The sequence below is a fragment of the Clostridium sp. FP2 genome, from assembly GCF_011065955.2.
In the GTDB taxonomy this organism is placed as follows: domain Bacteria; phylum Bacillota; class Clostridia; order Clostridiales; family Clostridiaceae; genus Clostridium_AD; species Clostridium_AD tagluense.
Genome location: NZ_JAAMNI020000001.1, coordinates 3,614,204 through 3,631,283 on the forward strand (window position 1 = coordinate 3,614,204; position 17,080 = coordinate 3,631,283).

The following is a 17,080-nucleotide window of genomic DNA, read 5'->3' on the forward strand; positions in this document are numbered from 1 at the left end:
ATATTAAACATTAAATATCTTTTATAATTCGTTATAGTTATAGTATAGTATATTTTCTCTAATTATAAAAGCTTATTTTACTATAATTCCATACTTTTCTGATTTTAATGCCTTTTATAATATATAATATAATGCAAAAACAGGATGGCACAAATATGCCATCCTGTTTTATTCTAAAAAATATATTACTAAATTTAGTTTTTCTTTTCAAAATCATCTTCGTAATTTTTCAATGTCTTTTTAACTAACGCTGAAAGTCCTAACAATGCAATTAGATTTGGTATAACCATTAATCCATTGAAAGTATCTGCTAGTTCCCAAACTAGGTCAACCTTTAATGCTGCACCTAATACTATAAATACAAGAACTAAACATCTATATAATGTTAATGCTTTTTTCCCAAATAAGTATTTAACATTGGCTTCTCCAAAGAAATACCAAGCTACTATTGTAGAAAAAGCAAAGAAGAATAATGCTATAGCTACAAATGGACCACCAATACTTCCCATTCCATTAGCAAAAGCTTTTTGAGTTAAAGCTATACCAGTAGTTTTTCCATCCATTGCTCCAGTAGTTAATATAACCATTGCAGTTAATGTTAAAATTATAAAGGTATCAATAAATACACATACTATTGCAACCAGGCCCTGCTGAGCTGGATGGGCAACCTTTGCAAGTGCGTGTGCATGTGGTGTTGATCCCATTCCCGCTTCATTAGAGAATAGTCCTCTTGCAATACCGTATCTCATAGCTTCTTTTACCCCAACTCCAATTAAACCACCAGTAGCAGCTTGGGGGTTAAAAGCTCCTACAAAGATCATTTTAAATGCTGGTCCTAAATTAGCAATATTCATTATAATTATTATTACGCTTCCCAATATATAAAATAGAGCCATAAATGGAACTATTTTTTCAGTAAAGGCTGCAATACGGCCTACTCCCCCAATAAAAATCATACCAGCTAAAGCTGCAACTATAATACCAATAATAATCCGAATATTAGTATTTGAGCTTATTGCCGCACTTATTGAATTAGATTGTACCATATTTCCTATAAATCCCAAGGCAATTATTATAGTTACTGAAAAAAATGCTGCTAGCTTTTTGCTTCCAATACCTTTACTAATATAATAAGCAGGTCCTCCTGTCATCTCGCCGCCAACTTTTTCTTTATATTTTTGAGCAAGCACCGCTTCTGCAAAAATAGTTGCCATTCCAAAGAAAGCACTTAGCCACATCCAAAATATTGCCCCTGGTCCTCCTGATACTATAGCCGTTGCAGCTCCTGCTAAATTTCCTGTTCCTACTTGAGCCGCTATTGAAGTTGTCATAGCTTGAAAGGATGACATTCCGTCCTCTCCTGCTTTATGACCAAATTTAATTCCACCAAAAGTCTGTTTAAATGCATCTTTAAATCTTCTAACTTGAACAAATTTTAAAGTTACTGTAAAGTAAATTCCAGTACCACATAATAAAAATATTAATACATACCCCCACAAAACACCATTAATGTCTTTAATAATTGATAACAAGTCCATAAATACACGTCCCTTCTAGTTGTTTAATTTTTGCATAAAAAAATTTATACCAATTAATATACTGTGAGACTATTATACTTTTAAAGCACACTAAAATAGAGATCAAAATGAAATGACCTTTTGCAAATAACCCTGTCCTTTTACCTGAGAGCTTCACTATTCCAGCACTCAATCACATAGAATATGTAATTAAATAAGGTTTAGCTTTCTCCTTCGGTGCTATAAAAGTCTCTCCAGAGGTTTGTCCAATATTAGTACTTTTCCAAATGGATACCTGAAAGCTTAACTTCTTCGGTGGATGTTATGGATTAAGCTTTAATCATTTAATTGCTTTTAAACTTAATCTCTTATACATCTCTCTCCTAATATTTTCATCCAAAATTATTAATTTGTAATCATTTACACTACTATACCATATTTTCTTCTTTATTTCATTTATTTTACAAAATAATTTAAATTTCTCTTTTTTTTTAATTTATAACATATATATATATACAACTGTATATACATTATTCTACATATTTAAACTTAATATATTTTAAAATTACACTTTTCTATACAATAAAAAAAACACCCACTATAAAGTGAATGTTTTCTATTGGTACGATTAAGCCTATAAGCCGAGTTCTGTATTAGACAATCATCTATCTAGGCCTATTGTTACCAATAAGCTCAAGCGATACACCCGAGAACGAGACGGGCAGTCTCATGATGTTCTCCTATTCGATCTTGCTCCAGGTGGGGTTTACATAGCCGCAAAGTCGCCATTGCGCTGGTGAGCTCTTACCTCGCCTTTCCATCCTTACTAGTATATTCAGATATTTAGCAAGCTAAACTACTAGAATACCTTTAGCGGTATATCTCTGTTGCACTTTCCTTAAAGTCGCCTTCACTGGGAGTTACCCAGCACCCTTGCCCTATGGAGCTCGGACTTTCCTCTCCGCAATACTGCGCAGCGATTGTCTGGCTTACTCGCAAAATAATGATACCATAATACTGGCTTAAATGCAAATGGTATTTTATACTACATAGTTTTATATGGATCCTGAGATATTTGAGAAACTATAACCTCATTATCATACCCATCTTTTATCAATTGTTTTTTAAGTTTTTCTCCAAATATTTGTAGAGGTATCCACTCTGTTGCAAAATGTCCAGCATCAATTAAAGCTATATGTTCTTCTTTTAAATCGCAAGCACCGTGATACTTAGTATCCCCTGTAATAATGCAATCTGCACCTAATTTTATACTATCATAAAAAAAGTCTTCTCCACTGCCATTTATAATAGCAATAGTTTTAATTAAATCATTATGGTGGCCTACATATCTTATAGCTTTTGCTTTAAATGTTTTCTTTACATTTTCACATAATTTCCCCAGCATAATAGGCTCATCTAAGCAAACTAATCTACCAATTCCAGAATGACCTTCAGAGCAATTATAATTTTTTGATGGCTGAATAATCTTGTATTTATTAAACCCTAAAATCTCAGTGGCAATATCATTTAACCCACCGCATGCAGAATCTAAATTTGTATGACTAGCATACACATTTATCCCATTACTGATTAGATCAATAATTTTTCTACCTACCAAAGTATCCCTGGTAATAGTTTTAGGCTTAACAAAAAGAAGAGGATGATGGGTCAATATAAAATTGCATCCACTATCCACAGCTTCTGAAATTACATCTATTGTACAATCTAATGCAATTAAAATTTTCGTAACCGTTGCATCACTGTCCCCAACCATGAGTCCTACATTATCATAATCCTCTTTTAGTGTAGCCGGGGCATACTTTTCCATAATATCTTCAATAGTTCTTACTTTTAAAAGCATTTTTAAAACCCCTTAAGTCTTTTTATAACGTGATAAAGCTCTATCTTCCTATTTTTAGATAAAATTGTTTCATCATTTAAACTATCATATACTTTTGAATATTTTTGCATCTTATACTCTATAAAACTTTGCATTACTGGGTCTTTTTTATCTAATAATATTTTGCTTATCTCATAATAAATACTATCCAAAATTATAGGTTTAGTATCATATTTCACCTTAATAATTTCATAAAACTTACCATCGTCATTGCAAATTTCTTCATCAATGATATTATATCCTGTTATATACAAATACTCTCTCAAAACCTCAGCATTCTGAACCGGCTGAAGTATCATATATTTAAATTGTTTAACCAGATCTAAGTCAGCTTCTAATATATCTCTTATTAAATTACCACCCATTCCTGCAATAATAGCTATCTGGGCCTCGCCATTATTAACTGTAGATAATCCACTTCCTAGTCTACAACTAATTTGCGCACTTAGATTATTAAGAGTAATATTATTTCTGGCTTTTTCAACAGGACCTTTATTTATATCAGATGCAATGGCACTTTTTATTACACCATTCTTTACTAAATAGATAGGGACATACCCATGGTCCGTTCCCACATCAATAACACTATCACATTTTTCTATCATATTTACAATTGCTTTTAATCTTATGCTAAGATCCATATTTTTCATCCTTATCTAAAGTTAATTAATATTTTAAACTGTATAATTAAAAATATCATTGATACAATCAGTGACATATAAATAAATTTATATGCTGATTTTCTATCATATTTCGCGCTAAAATAGCTTGCATAATACATACAAAATAGTAATGCCATATTTAATACCCCGTAAATCATCTGGGTAAACGCAAATTGTTTACCTGTTCCCATTTTTATTGGGTTGAAGTTTGCATCAAAGTTTAAAGGCATAGTATTAGGTATCATATGCTTTAAATATAATATAAATGGATTTAGGGTTAAAATTAAGGTTAGTACACTTACTACCATTAAAGGTAAAATGAAATGCTTGTCTTTATGAAGATTATAACTGTTATTCACCTTATATTTCCATTCTACTCTACTTACATTGTGATCTGCTAGTGCTTTTTCAAATTTTTCATAATCTACAGGAGATATTGCATAATTCATATGCTCCGTTTTCAAATAAAAAATTTTTTTATTATTTGTAACAAACATTCTAGATATACCAATTTGATCAATTACAAATCTACCCATAGCAAAGTTACTTATGGCTATACCATTAAGCTTAATCCCTTTAATTATACCACTTGACACAGTATATCCTTCAATTTGATTTAATGGTAAAATTATTTTTTTTAATGACCCAATAGCATATATGCCAATATTTTGGTCATCAATAGTGCATTTAAGTGATGAGTAAAGTAGCATGTAGTATACTTGATATATATTACATGACACTAATATAAGCTTTAACAGACTAGCTACAATATATGAATCTGTAAATTTTAATAATATTAAGATTAATATATTATATAATGCAGTGGTAAGCAACATAAGCCAGAGCCCGCGTCCTCCTTTAGATATATAACTATCCATTAAATCACCTTCTTAAACTACATTATAGCATATTCAAATCCACCTTGTAAATGTTTTTCCATAATTTTACACAGAGAAAAAAACACCCTAAATAAGGTGTTTAATCTAAATAATCTTTTAGTTTTTTGCTTCTACTTGGGTGTCTTAATTTACGTAGTGCTTTAGCTTCAATTTGCCTTATTCTCTCGCGAGTTACATTGAATTCTTTACCAACTTCCTCAAGAGTCCTTGCGCGTCCATCATCTAGTCCAAATCTTAATCTTAAAACTTTTTCTTCTCTAGGAGTCAATGTATCTAAAACGTTGATTAATTGTTCTTTAAGCATTGTAAATGCAGCAGCTTCTGCTGGTGCTAGTGCATCATCATCAGGAATAAAATCACCTAAATGACTATCTTCTTCTTCACCTATAGGAGTCTCAAGAGATACTGGTTCTTGTGCAATTTTCATTATTTCTCTGACTTTTGCCACGGGCATTTCCATTTTTTCAGCAACTTCATCCGGTTGAGGTTCACGTCCAAGCTCTTGAAGGAGTTGCCTTGAAACTCTAATAAGCTTATTTATAGTTTCAACCATATGCACAGGTATCCTTATTGTTCTTGCTTGATCTGCTATTGCACGAGTTATTGCCTGCCTAATCCACCAAGTAGCATAAGTACTAAATTTAAAGCCTTTTCTATAGTCATATTTTTCTACAGCTTTTATTAGTCCTAAATTACCTTCTTGAATAAGATCTAGGAATAACATTCCACGTCCAACATACCTTTTAGCTATACTAACAACTAATCTTAAATTAGCTTCTGCTAGTCTTTTCTTAGCAACCAGGTCTCCTTCTTCATTTCTCTTAGCAAGTTCAATTTCTTCAGCTGATGATAATAATGAAACTTTTCCAATTTCTTTCAAATACATCCTAACAGGGTCATCTATAGATATACCTTCTGGTATACTAACATCAAGTTCTTCAGCTTCTGGTTCAACCTCGGCTTGAGCGCCAGTAGCAGGTGCAGCAGCTTCATTCATATCCCCAACAACATCTATTTCCATTGATTCTAAAACTTCATAAACCTTTTCTATTTGCTCTGGGCTTAAATCTACTTCATAAAGTTCATCCATTACTTCTTTATAAGTTAAGGATCCTTTTTTTCTACCTTTTTCAATAAGTTTGTTGACTAAAGTCATTTTTGAGCTTTTATCCTTCATCATATTACCTCCTTCCTAAATATTATAATTGTTTTATATCTTTTTGAACGTCTATAAGTTTTTGGGCAAGTTTTATAGATTCTTCTAGTAGGCCTTTTGATTCATATTTTTTGATTTTATCCATAATTTCTTTTTTCGACTCCTCTAACTTGAATTTTTTCAATTGTTTTATGCAATCATTTATAAGTCTTTTATGATGCTCTTCATCGTCATCAAACTCGATTTCCATAGTATTTATCCATTCTTTTGTACATTCTATATCATTACATCTAAATTCGATGTTTTTAATTTTTTCATCTCTTGTTAAATTTTTATATTCAACAATTAATTTATATATGGTTTTATGACTTTCAAGTACTAATTGATCTATGGACATGATTTCTGTAATATAATCACAATTTTCAACTTTTATAAACATAAATTTCAATAAATTTCTTTCAGCCTTAATATAAGCTGGTTCTAAATATAATTTTTGTCCAAAATCCTGTTGTATATTCATTTTCTGCGTTTTTTTTGAATTTTTGTTGATTTCGTCTCTTAATAAGTCATATATTGCTTGTTCCTTGATGCCTGTTCCTTCAGAAACCTTTTTTATATGAACATCTTTTTCAACAGGGTCTAAATCTACAATAATTTCAGTAACCTTTTTTACATACTGTATTAGCATTTCACTATTCGAAAAATTTATTCCCTCACTTGCTCTTTTAATCCTATAATCTATTATAGGAAGAGCATCATCTACTAATTTTTGAAAAGCCTGCTGTCCATTATTTTTTATATATTCATCTGGGTCCTTACCCTTTGGTACTATTAGCACTCTCAAATCAAAGCCTTCATTTCTTAATATTTCTAGTCCTTTCAAAGTTGCTGCTTGACCTGCAAAATCAGCATCATATGAAATAATGACTTTGTCTACATATTTTTTCAATAATTTTGCTTGATTGATAGTAAGTGCGGTACCAAGGGATGCAACAACATTTGAAAACCCATATTGATGAAGTGAAATACAATCCATATACCCCTCTACAATTATTATTGTTCGAGATTTATTATTTTTGATTACAAAATTCAATCCATAAAGATGATAACCTTTATGAAATAATGTGGTCTCAGGTGAATTTAAATACTTAGGTTTTGAATCATCTAAAACCCTTCCACCAAATCCAATGACCTTACCTTTATAATCAAACACAGGAAACATAATCCTATTTCTAAATCTATCATAATATGAACCTTTAGGACTTTTAATAATTAATCCTATATTAAGTAAATCCAGCTCAGAATAACCTTTCTTTTTTAGGTATAATAACAAGCCATCCCATTTATCAAAGGAAAAACCTAAACCAAATTTTTTCATAGTAGCTTCAGTGATTCCTCGGTTTACGAAATATGCTTGTGCTTTTTTATCCTTTCTTAAATTGCCATAAAAATACCTAGCCGCTTCTACATTAATATTGTACATTTTGTTATACATGTTTTTTTGTACATTATTTTCGTCACTTTCTAGTTCTATACTAATATTTGCCCTTTCAGCCAGAACCTTTGCAGCTTCAGGAAAAGTTACATTCCTGTCCTTCATAATATAACTAATTACATTCCCAGCTTCGCCACATCCAAAACATTTATAAATTTGCTTGTCTTGAGACACAGTGAAAGAAGGACTCTTTTCATTATGAAAAGGACAAAGGCCAATGTAATTTCTTCCAGTTCTTTTAAGTTTAACACTTTCAGATATTACATCCACAATATCATTTTGTTCCTTTATTTTTCGGATGACATCTTCAGCAATCAATAGATTATTACCACCTTACTTATATAAATTCACAACGTATTTTTATTCGACAAAAAAGTGTATTATCCTTCTTTAAATCCACTTTTTTTAATAATAATTATTCTTGTATATTATATATTCTTTATAAATTACAAATTTCCTTCATTATTTTTATATTTTTATTTTTTTCTTTTTAATTTCAAAGTTAGTTGATTTTTCTGAAAAGAGTTATTAGTTATTTTTATATTTTAATAAATGACAACTTTAGGAAGATAAATATCGTTAAAAAGCATTAAACAATAATCATCACTCATACCAGAAATGTAATCTGCTACGCCTATATCTAATCCTTCTTCTTGAACTGTATGCTTGTAAAAATTTGGCATTGACCCTGGATTGTTGTAGTAATATGTAAAAACCTGCTTTACAACAAATTGTGCTTTTTGCCTTTCTTCCTTTAGTATTTCGCCCTTGTATATATTTTGAAACATAAAATTTCTTAACACACCCAATGCACCTGAAACAGCTTCACTAAGTGATACCTCTATCTTATCCTCATTTATGTTATTTAATGTATTATAAATACAATCTTTAACTAAGGTATCTATTCGCTTGCCATGATTTGTGCCTAAAACTTCCATTGCAGACCTTGGTAACATTGATTCCTTTAGTAATCCTGCTCTTATGGAATCATCTATGTCATGATTAACATATGCAATTTTGTCGCTATACCTAACTACCTGACCTTCTAGTGTTTCTGCCTTCCCAATTTTGGAAGATAGTCCACTATGATTTAAAATTCCATCTAATACTTCTGCACTCAAATTAAGTCCAGCACCTAATTTTTCAATTTTTGTTAGCACTCTAATGCTATTTTCACTATGCCTAAATCCTCCTGGCAAAATATCATTAAGTACCTCTTCACCATTATGAGCAAAGGGTACATGCCCTATATCATGACCTAGTGCTATAGCTTCTATTAAATCTTCATTTAAACCTATACCTTTACCTATAGTTTTAGCTATTTGCGCAACTTCTAAGGTATGTGTAAGTCTTGTCCTATAATGATCACTGCTAGCCTTTATATATACTTGAGTTTTGTGCTGCAGTCTCCTAAATGCTTTACTATGTATTATCCTATCTCGATCTACCATATAACAAGTTCTTACCTCATCTAGATCTTCTAATATTTTTCGGCCCTTTGAGTTTATGGATAATGCCCCGCAGGAAATAATGGTATTACCTTCATTAGTTTCTATTTTTTTGCGAATGTTCATAACTCCCCTCCTAAAATTAAATCGTCACCTGGGATGCTACAATTATTTATGTTATTTTTTTAGATACCTTACTTAGTATTCTACAAATTAAATTAATTACCCTTTTTTAATATTAAACGTATATTATTAAAATTTTATTAATATTCTAATAATGTAATAATTTTTTAGGAGTGTTAAGATGCCTTCCACGGCTAAAAAAATAAATAACATAGATTTATTATCTGAAGAAAATGTAAAAAAACACATCCTACCCCAATACAACTTAACTAATGCTGATATATCACAAATTAAATTTAAAGATACTGATAAACAAAGAGCTGTATATAAAGTACAATACTTAGAACAATGCTATTGTTTAAAAAAAGTTTATTACTCTGTAAAAGATCTATTATTTGTGTATTCCGCTATAGAATGGTTATATAGAAATAATATTAATGTGCCTCGAATACTTAAAACAAAGAGCAATAGCAGATTTATAAACTATAATGGTATGCTATTCATACTTACACCTTGGGTTGATGGCATTAAATGTGACTACGATAATATAGATCATGTCCTCGCCTGTAGTACCAATCTCGCAAATATGCATAAAGCCAGTGTAAACTTTACACCTATATGCGGCAGTAACATAAAGGAGGGCTATAGTACTTTGGGCACTTCCATATACAAGCACTATGAAAGCCTTCTTAATTTCTCCAATTTAGCTTATAAATATGATGATACTTTTTCTAAGTTATACCTCCAGCATTTTGACTCAAGTATCAAGCTAGCTGAGTGTTCTACAAACATTGCTTATGATATGAACCAGGATAATCTTACAAAATCATTATGTCATCTTGATTATGTTAATAAGAATATTATTTTTGATTCTAATAATGAAATATGGGTAATTGATTTTGATAAATGTAGAAATGACTATTGTGCCCATGATATTTCCTATTGTTTAAGGCGGCTTTTAAAAAGAGATAGCACAAAATGGGATTTAGAACTAGCAATAAGCTTTTTAGAATTATATGATAAAATTCTACCTTTAAGCTTGGATGATTATAAATATATTCTTGTTTATCTGGCCTTCCCCCAAAGGTATTGGAAAATATCAAGAGATTATTATGGAAATATTAATAAATGTAATAAAAAAGCCTTCTTAAATCTACTAAATAATTCAACTAACAAAAATGAATATCAATTAGATTTTGTTTTCGGCTTTAAAGCTTATATTGAAAACAAATTCAATACAATTTTATAATGTCGTCATAAGTAAAAAGCCACTGCAAAGCAGCGGCTTTTTGGGGATTAATTTATTAGGTACATCTTTGTGAAAATACTATTTTTTTCTTGGATTATTTACTTCTGCTTGAGCAGCTGCAAGTCTTGCAACTGGAACTCTGAATGGTGAGCATGATACATAATCAAGTCCCACATTGTGACAGAATTCAACAGAAGATGGATCTCCACCGTGTTCTCCGCATATTCCAAGTTTTATATTAGGTCTAGTTTTTCGTCCAAGTTCAACAGCCATTTTAATAAGTTTGCCCACGCCTACTTGATCTAATTTTTGGAATGGATCAAATTCATAAACTTTCTTTTCATAGTAGTGTTTTAGGAAAGTTGCTGCATCATCTCTTGAGAATCCAAAAGTCATTTGTGTTAAATCATTTGTTCCAAATGAGAAGAATTCAGCTTCTTTTGCTACTTCATCAGCGGTAAGCGCAGCTCTTGGTATTTCAATCATTGTACCAACCATATACTTTAAATCACTGCCTTTTTCAGCTATGATTTGATCAGCTATTCTTACTACTATATCTTTAACATATTTTAATTCTTTAACTTCTCCAATTAGAGGAATCATTATTTCTGGAACAATATTGTATCCTTTTCTAGTCTTAACATCTATAGCAGCTTCAATAACCGCTCTAGTTTGCATTTCAGCTATTTCTGGATATGATACTGCAAGTCTGCATCCTCTATGTCCCATCATTGGATTGAACTCATGTAATGATTCAACAGTAGCTTTTAGCTCCTCAAAAGTTATTCCCATATCTATTGCTAGTTCTTTTATATCTTGATCATCATGTGGTAAGAATTCATGTAGTGGTGGATCTAAGAATCTAATTGTAGCTGGTCTTTGCGCAAGTTCTTCATAGATTCCTATAAAGTCTTCTCTTTGCATTGGTAATAATTTTTCAAGTGCCACTCTTCTTTTTGCTTCGTCTTTAGCAACAATCATTTCTCTTATGCCCATTATTCTATCAGCATCAAAGAACATATGCTCTGTTCTGCATAATCCAATACCTTCAGCTCCATATTTAACTGCTTGCGCTGTATCTTTTGGAGTATCTGCATTAGTTCTAACTTTTAAGCTTCTTATCTCATCAGCCCAGCCCATAAATGTTTCAAAGTAACCACTTATTTCAGGCTCAACTGTTTTAATTAATCCAGCATATACATTTCCTGTACTTCCATCCATTGAAATAAAGTCGCCTTCATTATATGTTATTTCACCAATTTTAAAGTTTTTCTCTTTTTCGTTAACTTTTATATCTCCACACCCAGCAACACAACAAGTTCCCATTCCTCTTGCAACAACCGCAGCATGAGAAGTCATCCCACCTCTTACTGTTAATATACCTTCAGACGCAATCATGCCTTCAATATCTTCTGGTGAAGTTTCAAGCCTAACAAGTACAACTTTTTCTCCAGCTTCATGCCTTGCTTTTGCATCTTCTGCAGTAAAGCAAACTCTTCCACATGCAGCTCCAGGAGATGCTGGAAGACCTTTAGCTATTACTTTAGAGTTCTTTAATTCTTCTATATCAAAGTTAGGATGAAGTAATGTATCTAGTTGTTTTGGGTCAACCTTCATCATAGCTTGCTCTTTTGTTAACATTCCATCTTCAACTAGTTCCACAGCAATTTTGAGTGCTGCTTGCGCAGTTCTTTTGCCGTTTCTTGTTTGAAGGAAGTATAATTTTCCATCTTCAATTGTAAACTCCATATCTTGCATATCTTTGTAGTGAGTTTCAAGAGTATTAACAATCGCCATAAATTCGCTATATACTTTTGGCATATCTTTATGAAGTTGTGATATATCTTGTGGTGTTCTTATTCCTGCAACAACGTCTTCACCTTGTGCATTCATTAAGTACTCAGCATATATTCCCTTTTCCCCAGTAGATGGGTTTCTTGAGAATGCAACACCCGTTCCTGATGTATCTCCCTTGTTACCAAATACCATTTCTTGAACGCTTACTGCTGTTCCCCAACTTCCAGGAATGTCATTTAATCTTCTATATACATTAGCACGAGGATTATCCCATGATCTAAATACTGCAGTAATAGACTCTATTAATTGACTTGTTGGGTCACTTGGGAATTCCGCGCCTTTATCTTCTTTATAGAATTCTTTAAATTGCACAACTAATTTTTTTAAATCATTAGCATCAAGTTCAGTATCGAATTTTACGCCTTTTGCTTCTTTCATATTATCCATAATGTTTTCAAAGTTTCTTTTTTCAACCCCCATAACAACGTCAGCAAACATTTGGATAAATCTTCTGTATGAATCATAAGCAAATCTTGGGTTATTCGTTAATTTTGCCATAACTTCTACTGTTTCATCATTTAATCCAAGGTTTAAAATTGTATCCATCATACCAGGCATTGATGCTCTTGCTCCAGATCTAACTGACACAAGTAATGGATTTTCTAAACTTCCAAACTTCTTTCCTGTAATTTTTTCAAGATCAGCCATTTTAGAATGTATTTCACTAACAATTTCAGATGCGATTAATTGGCCATCTTCATAATATTTATTACAAGCTTCAGTAGTTACTGTGAATCCCTGTGGTACTGGAATTCCAAGAGTAGTCATCTCTGCAAGGTTTGCACCTTTTCCCCCTAAAAGATTTTTCATTGAAGCATTACCTTCACTAAAAAGATAAACATATTTTTTATTTTCCATTCCAAACAACCCCTTCGATTATAAATTATATATGATAATGGGTATAAGGTGTCCAACGTAGAACAAACAGTACCCAATTTCACTCACTTCAATCATTTAGCCATTTTCGCCCATTTTTACAAATAATCTTGTAATATTAGTTTTGGATATCTTACCAACAATTTGAAATATTTCTTTCCCACTTTCAAATTTTCTTTCTACCACAGGTAGACTGTCTACTTCGTGTTCTATAATCTTTTGTGCGGCTAAATAAATACTATCTTCTTTTTCAACAAGCACTATATTTGGCATTCTAGTCATTATAATTCCTACAGGTACTTTATGAATATCTGTACCACCCATAGCCATTTTAAGAAAGTCTTTTCTTGATACTGCTCCTACTAAATTGCCATTATTATGTATAAATAAAGTACCGACATCATTCAAAAACAAATGTAGTATTGCATCATAAACCATTGTTTCTTCTGTTGTCATTATAGGTTTTGACATTATATCTTTAACTTTAATATTTCTTATATAATCATAAACTAAACTATAAGAGGGTTTTTTTGAATAAATATACCCTACCTTAGGCCTTGCATCTAAAATGCCTGTCATTGTCAGTATTGCCAAATCTGGCCTTAGCGCAGCCCTAGTTACTCCTAGCTTATTTGCTAAACGTTCACTGGTAATAGGTGGATTTTCTTTAACTAATCTTATAATCTCTTCTTGTCTTGGTGTTAGTTTAATTTTTCCCACCCTCTTTCCATTTTAATTTACTAAACATGATATATAATTTCTATGCAATCGTTTATATTTCCAATATTGGAAATACAAACGATTGCATAAAGCACTATTATACTAGAATTTTACATACCATTTTTAACATTGTACCACATTTTAATATATAATGTAGGGTTTTTTAATGATTTTTTGTTTAAAACCATAAAATTTTCCTATATTATTAATTTCATATTAATAGTGTTTATATAAAGTTATACAAATAGTTAATTTCCCCTTCCATAAAACCATCAATTTACAATTGCTGGCTTTATGGAAGGGGAAATCCTATTGGTAGAGTTATAAAATATGAAAATTTAAAATAAAACCATTGTTTTTATTCCTTTTCTTCCTCGTCTTCTTTTTCCTTATCAAACTTTACAGTGTATTGGTATACATTTTCATCACTACCGTCTTTACTGATTTTAGTAAAAGTATCTTTTGTGTCATTGAGTTTTTCTTTTACATCGAAACTCATATCGCTCATTCTACTTCTTACGTCTTCAACTGTATTTTTAATAATAGTATTAACTACTTCTACAGTACCATCTACTTTAGTTATCTCAATAGTAACCTTTGTGAGTACTGCTGTTAGTAATCCAAGACCAATTATAACAGGATTAAATAATCCAACTAAGCCTGCTGCAATGCCGGCATTAACAGGTATGTCCATAACTACATTTTCATCTTTTTTTACTTTTATCCTAGATACATTTCCTTTTCGTACAATATCTTTTATAGCTACTACGAACTCATCCTTAGTGGAATACATTTCTTCCATATTAAATTTAGAATTTCTTTTTTGTTTTGCTTCAATATAAATGAGCGCATTAACTACGTCACTATCACATTCTTCTAAAGCTTCCTTAGCTTCAGTATATGATACTCCTGTTCGCTCTTTGATGATGTCAATCTTTTCAAGTGTAATTTCTGACATTAAAATCATCCTCCTTATAATTTTTCCTAGGTAAAAATACTTTACTAATTGTTATATTCCCTCAAATGATCAAACATTTCTAGGCTCTTTGGCTTTCGTGTATAATTCTGGGAAATTATAAAAGATAGAATTTTATATAGTTCAAGCTTGGATGCTTTAGATACAACTATTCTATTAATTTTATCCATACCAAAATTATTTAAGAATTTTAATGTATTATATGTAGGGTTTGAAATATATATACTATTTACCTTTTCACAATCTTTACAAATAGGACCATAGGATTGTAAATCAATATTATTAGATATTGTTATTTTTTTTCTACACCTAACGCATTGTTCAAAATTCAATCCATAACCCGTTGCCTTTAAAAGTTTTGTTTCAAAAGCTCTTGCTAGAACTTCTATATCCATAACATCATTTTTTATAAAATAGAAAGCACTAACAAAATCTTTAAAAAGTTCACTATTAACCTCTTCATTTTCCATGGCAATATCAATTAATTCATTAAAATATGAGGCATAAGTAATTGTTGTAAGATCCCTTAATAATTGCTGAAAAGAGTCTATAATTGTAACTTCATTTATTGTATATAAATTTTTACCTTTAAAAAGTATGAATTCCCCATAAGAGCAAGGTAGTGTGGATGATACATATTTACTTTTATTTTTTCTGGCTCCCTTTGCTATGGCTGTTATTTTACCAAGTTCTTCAGTAAAAAGCCAAACTAGCTTGTCAGATTCTTTAAATTCTTGAGTTTTTATGACAATCGCTCTAGTTTTTAAAATCGACAGAAAATCATCCCCTACTTATACCCTAATTCTTTTAAAATACTTGAAGTATCTCTCCACTCTTTCTTTACCTTTACCCATAATCTTAAGTTTACTTTTTCACCTAAAAATTTCATTACATCTTGTCTTGCATAAGTAGAAATTTGCTTAAGTGTTTTTCCACCTTTTCCAATTATTATACCCTTGTGCGAATCTTTTTCACACAGCAAGTTAGCTTCAATATGATACATATTCCTTGCATCTCGCTTCATAGAAATGATCTCTATTGCTATTCCATGAGGTACTTCTTGGGATAGTAGCTTCAAAGCCTTTTCTCTTATTATTTCAGTGATAATAAATCTTTCTTGTTGGTCTGTAATCATATCCTCTGGGTAATATAATGGTCCCTCTGGGATATTTTCAGCTACAAGTTTAGTAATTATATCAACATTTTTACCTTTTATAGCTGCAATAGGTATTATTTCTTTAAAATTAAAATACTCCGAATAACTCTGAATAGTTTTAGCTACCCTCTCTTGGGTGTTCTCATCAATTTTATTGACTAATAGAAATACTGGAATTTTACCGTCTTTTAGTTGTTCGAGAATATGCATATCACCTTTGTCAATTTCATCCCCTGGTGTAGTTATAAATAATATCACATCTACTTCACTTGTAGATTGTTGTGCTACTTTAACCATATATTCTCCTAGTTTATGCCTAGGTTTATGCATTCCTGGAGTATCTACAAATATTATTTGAGAATCTTTAGTTGTTAAAATGGTTTGTATATTATTTCTTGTAGTCTGAGGTCTATTAGACACAATTGATAATTTTTCCCCCATAATATAATTTATCAATGTAGATTTACCTACATTAGGCCTTCCAATAATAGTTACGAATCCCGAATTAAACATATATCCTCCTTCTTGTTATCTTAAGTAAATAGTATAATTTTCTATCTTACTTTAATAAATCTTCTTTAGTAAACGCGCCTGGTAATATTTCTTCCATAGTTTTTATTATATAATCATCTTCACTTTTTACCATTATAATATTAATATCTTCTGTGGCAAATTCCGCTATAACTTGCCTGCAAATACCACATGGATAGGTATGTGTTGACATATCCCCCACTACTGCTATAGCTTTAATTTTTTTGTGCCCTTCAGATACAGCTTTAAAAATTGCAGTTCTTTCGGCACAATTACTAGCACCATAAGAGGCATTTTCTATGTTGCATCCTGTATATATTGAATCATCTTCTGTAACAACTGCTGCACCAACTTTAAATTTTGAATATGGCGCATAAGCGTTTTCTCTAGCATCTATTGCAATTTTAGCTAACTTTTTATAATCCATTATTACACCCCTACACAATTAATTTGAGACATATGATATTAAATAACAATTAAAAATCACGTATACCAATTATATCATTAAATATTAG

Annotated in this window: 14 protein-coding genes, 1 other RNA gene and 1 riboswitch; of the genes, 1 reads left to right on the forward strand and 14 read right to left on the reverse strand. The window is 31.0% G+C overall.

Features of this window, described 5'->3' with window-relative positions:
• Nucleotides 1-194 precede the first annotated feature (194 nt).
• From G9F71_RS17400 to G9F71_RS17435, 8 genes are all read right to left on the reverse strand, one after another.
• Nucleotides 195-1,538, reverse strand: a complete 1,344-nt coding sequence (locus G9F71_RS17400) for an alanine/glycine:cation symporter family protein (protein ID WP_164949070.1) — start codon at nucleotides 1,536-1,538, stop codon at nucleotides 195-197.
• Between the two features lie 122 nt (nucleotides 1,539-1,660).
• Nucleotides 1,661-1,785: riboswitch (glycine riboswitch) on the reverse strand.
• A 353-nt stretch (nucleotides 1,786-2,138) separates the two neighbouring features.
• Nucleotides 2,139-2,513, reverse strand: an RNA gene (rnpB, locus tag G9F71_RS17405) — RNase P RNA component class A.
• Between the two features lie 49 nt (nucleotides 2,514-2,562).
• On the reverse strand, nucleotides 2,563-3,378 hold the full coding sequence (locus G9F71_RS17410) for a Nif3-like dinuclear metal center hexameric protein (RefSeq protein ID WP_164949071.1): 816 nt from the start codon (nucleotides 3,376-3,378) through the stop codon (nucleotides 2,563-2,565).
• 2 nt (nucleotides 3,379-3,380) lie between these two features.
• The gene (locus G9F71_RS17415) at nucleotides 3,381-4,058 is read right to left on the reverse strand and encodes a tRNA (adenine(22)-N(1))-methyltransferase (RefSeq protein ID WP_164949072.1); all 678 of its coding nucleotides are present in this window, start codon (nucleotides 4,056-4,058) and stop codon (nucleotides 3,381-3,383) included.
• An 11-nt stretch (nucleotides 4,059-4,069) separates the two neighbouring features.
• On the reverse strand, nucleotides 4,070-4,957 hold the full coding sequence (locus tag G9F71_RS17420; RefSeq protein WP_164949073.1) for a PH domain-containing protein: 888 nt from the start codon (nucleotides 4,955-4,957) through the stop codon (nucleotides 4,070-4,072).
• Between the two features lie 100 nt (nucleotides 4,958-5,057).
• A complete protein-coding gene (rpoD, locus tag G9F71_RS17425; RefSeq protein WP_187353462.1) occupies nucleotides 5,058-6,155 on the reverse strand; it encodes an RNA polymerase sigma factor RpoD in 1,098 nt (365 codons plus the stop codon).
• 22 nt (nucleotides 6,156-6,177) lie between these two features.
• Entirely contained in the window at nucleotides 6,178-7,947 is a 1,770-nt protein-coding gene (gene dnaG, locus G9F71_RS17430) for a DNA primase (RefSeq protein ID WP_164949075.1), read from the reverse strand.
• A gap of 227 nt (nucleotides 7,948-8,174) precedes the next feature.
• A complete protein-coding gene (locus G9F71_RS17435; protein WP_164949076.1) occupies nucleotides 8,175-9,203 on the reverse strand; it encodes a deoxyguanosinetriphosphate triphosphohydrolase in 1,029 nt (342 codons plus the stop codon).
• A gap of 178 nt (nucleotides 9,204-9,381) precedes the next feature.
• Here G9F71_RS17435 and G9F71_RS17440 point away from each other — a divergent pair, with 178 nt between their 5' ends.
• Entirely contained in the window at nucleotides 9,382-10,449 is a 1,068-nt protein-coding gene (locus G9F71_RS17440; RefSeq protein WP_164949077.1) for a CotS family spore coat protein, read from the forward strand.
• Nucleotides 10,450-10,527: 78 nt separating this feature from the next.
• On the opposite strand, the gene ppdK is transcribed toward G9F71_RS17440, so the two are convergent.
• The 6 genes from ppdK to G9F71_RS17470 form a co-directional block, all read right to left on the reverse strand.
• A complete protein-coding gene (gene ppdK, locus G9F71_RS17445) occupies nucleotides 10,528-13,164 on the reverse strand; it encodes a pyruvate, phosphate dikinase (RefSeq protein ID WP_164949078.1) in 2,637 nt (878 codons plus the stop codon).
• A gap of 96 nt (nucleotides 13,165-13,260) precedes the next feature.
• Nucleotides 13,261-13,893 (reverse strand): helix-turn-helix transcriptional regulator, encoded by a 633-nt coding sequence (locus G9F71_RS17450; protein WP_372481067.1) that lies wholly within the window; start codon nucleotides 13,891-13,893, stop codon nucleotides 13,261-13,263.
• Between the two features lie 367 nt (nucleotides 13,894-14,260).
• On the reverse strand, nucleotides 14,261-14,860 hold the full coding sequence (locus G9F71_RS17455; RefSeq protein WP_164949080.1) for a DUF4342 domain-containing protein: 600 nt from the start codon (nucleotides 14,858-14,860) through the stop codon (nucleotides 14,261-14,263).
• Nucleotides 14,861-14,904: 44 nt separating this feature from the next.
• Nucleotides 14,905-15,654: a DNA repair protein RecO gene (gene recO / locus G9F71_RS17460; RefSeq protein ID WP_164949245.1), complete on the reverse strand. Its 750-nt coding sequence runs from the start codon at nucleotides 15,652-15,654 to the stop codon at nucleotides 14,905-14,907.
• A gap of 11 nt (nucleotides 15,655-15,665) precedes the next feature.
• Nucleotides 15,666-16,547 (reverse strand): GTPase Era, encoded by an 882-nt coding sequence (gene era, locus G9F71_RS17465; RefSeq protein WP_164949081.1) that lies wholly within the window; start codon nucleotides 16,545-16,547, stop codon nucleotides 15,666-15,668.
• A gap of 46 nt (nucleotides 16,548-16,593) precedes the next feature.
• Nucleotides 16,594-16,992 carry a cytidine deaminase gene (locus G9F71_RS17470; protein WP_164949082.1) on the reverse strand — a complete coding sequence of 133 codons (399 nt, stop codon included), beginning with the start codon at nucleotides 16,990-16,992 and terminating at the stop codon, nucleotides 16,594-16,596.
• Between the last annotated feature and the right edge of the window lie 88 nt (nucleotides 16,993-17,080).

What these genes read in the sequence shown, in the direction of transcription:
- era (WP_164949081.1), bottom strand. Translation starts at nt 16,547, where the DNA reads ATGTTTAATTCGGGATTCGTAACTATTATTGGAAGGCCTAATGTAGGT.
- G9F71_RS17435 (WP_164949076.1), bottom strand. Translation starts at nt 9,203, where the DNA reads ATGAACATTCGCAAAAAAATAGAAACTAATGAAGGTAATACCATTATT.
- G9F71_RS17400 (WP_164949070.1), bottom strand. Translation starts at nt 1,538, where the DNA reads ATGGACTTGTTATCAATTATTAAAGACATTAATGGTGTTTTGTGGGGG.
- G9F71_RS17420 (WP_164949073.1), bottom strand. Translation starts at nt 4,957, where the DNA reads ATGGATAGTTATATATCTAAAGGAGGACGCGGGCTCTGGCTTATGTTG.
- G9F71_RS17415 (WP_164949072.1), bottom strand. Translation starts at nt 4,058, where the DNA reads ATGGATCTTAGCATAAGATTAAAAGCAATTGTAAATATGATAGAAAAA.
- G9F71_RS17410 (WP_164949071.1), bottom strand. Translation starts at nt 3,378, where the DNA reads ATGCTTTTAAAAGTAAGAACTATTGAAGATATTATGGAAAAGTATGCC.
- G9F71_RS17470 (WP_164949082.1), bottom strand. Translation starts at nt 16,992, where the DNA reads ATGGATTATAAAAAGTTAGCTAAAATTGCAATAGATGCTAGAGAAAAC.
- ppdK (WP_164949078.1), bottom strand. Translation starts at nt 13,164, where the DNA reads ATGGAAAATAAAAAATATGTTTATCTTTTTAGTGAAGGTAATGCTTCA.
- G9F71_RS17440 (WP_164949077.1), top strand. Translation starts at nt 9,382, where the DNA reads ATGCCTTCCACGGCTAAAAAAATAAATAACATAGATTTATTATCTGAA.
- G9F71_RS17455 (WP_164949080.1), bottom strand. Translation starts at nt 14,860, where the DNA reads ATGTCAGAAATTACACTTGAAAAGATTGACATCATCAAAGAGCGAACA.
- rpoD (WP_187353462.1), bottom strand. Translation starts at nt 6,155, where the DNA reads ATGAAGGATAAAAGCTCAAAAATGACTTTAGTCAACAAACTTATTGAA.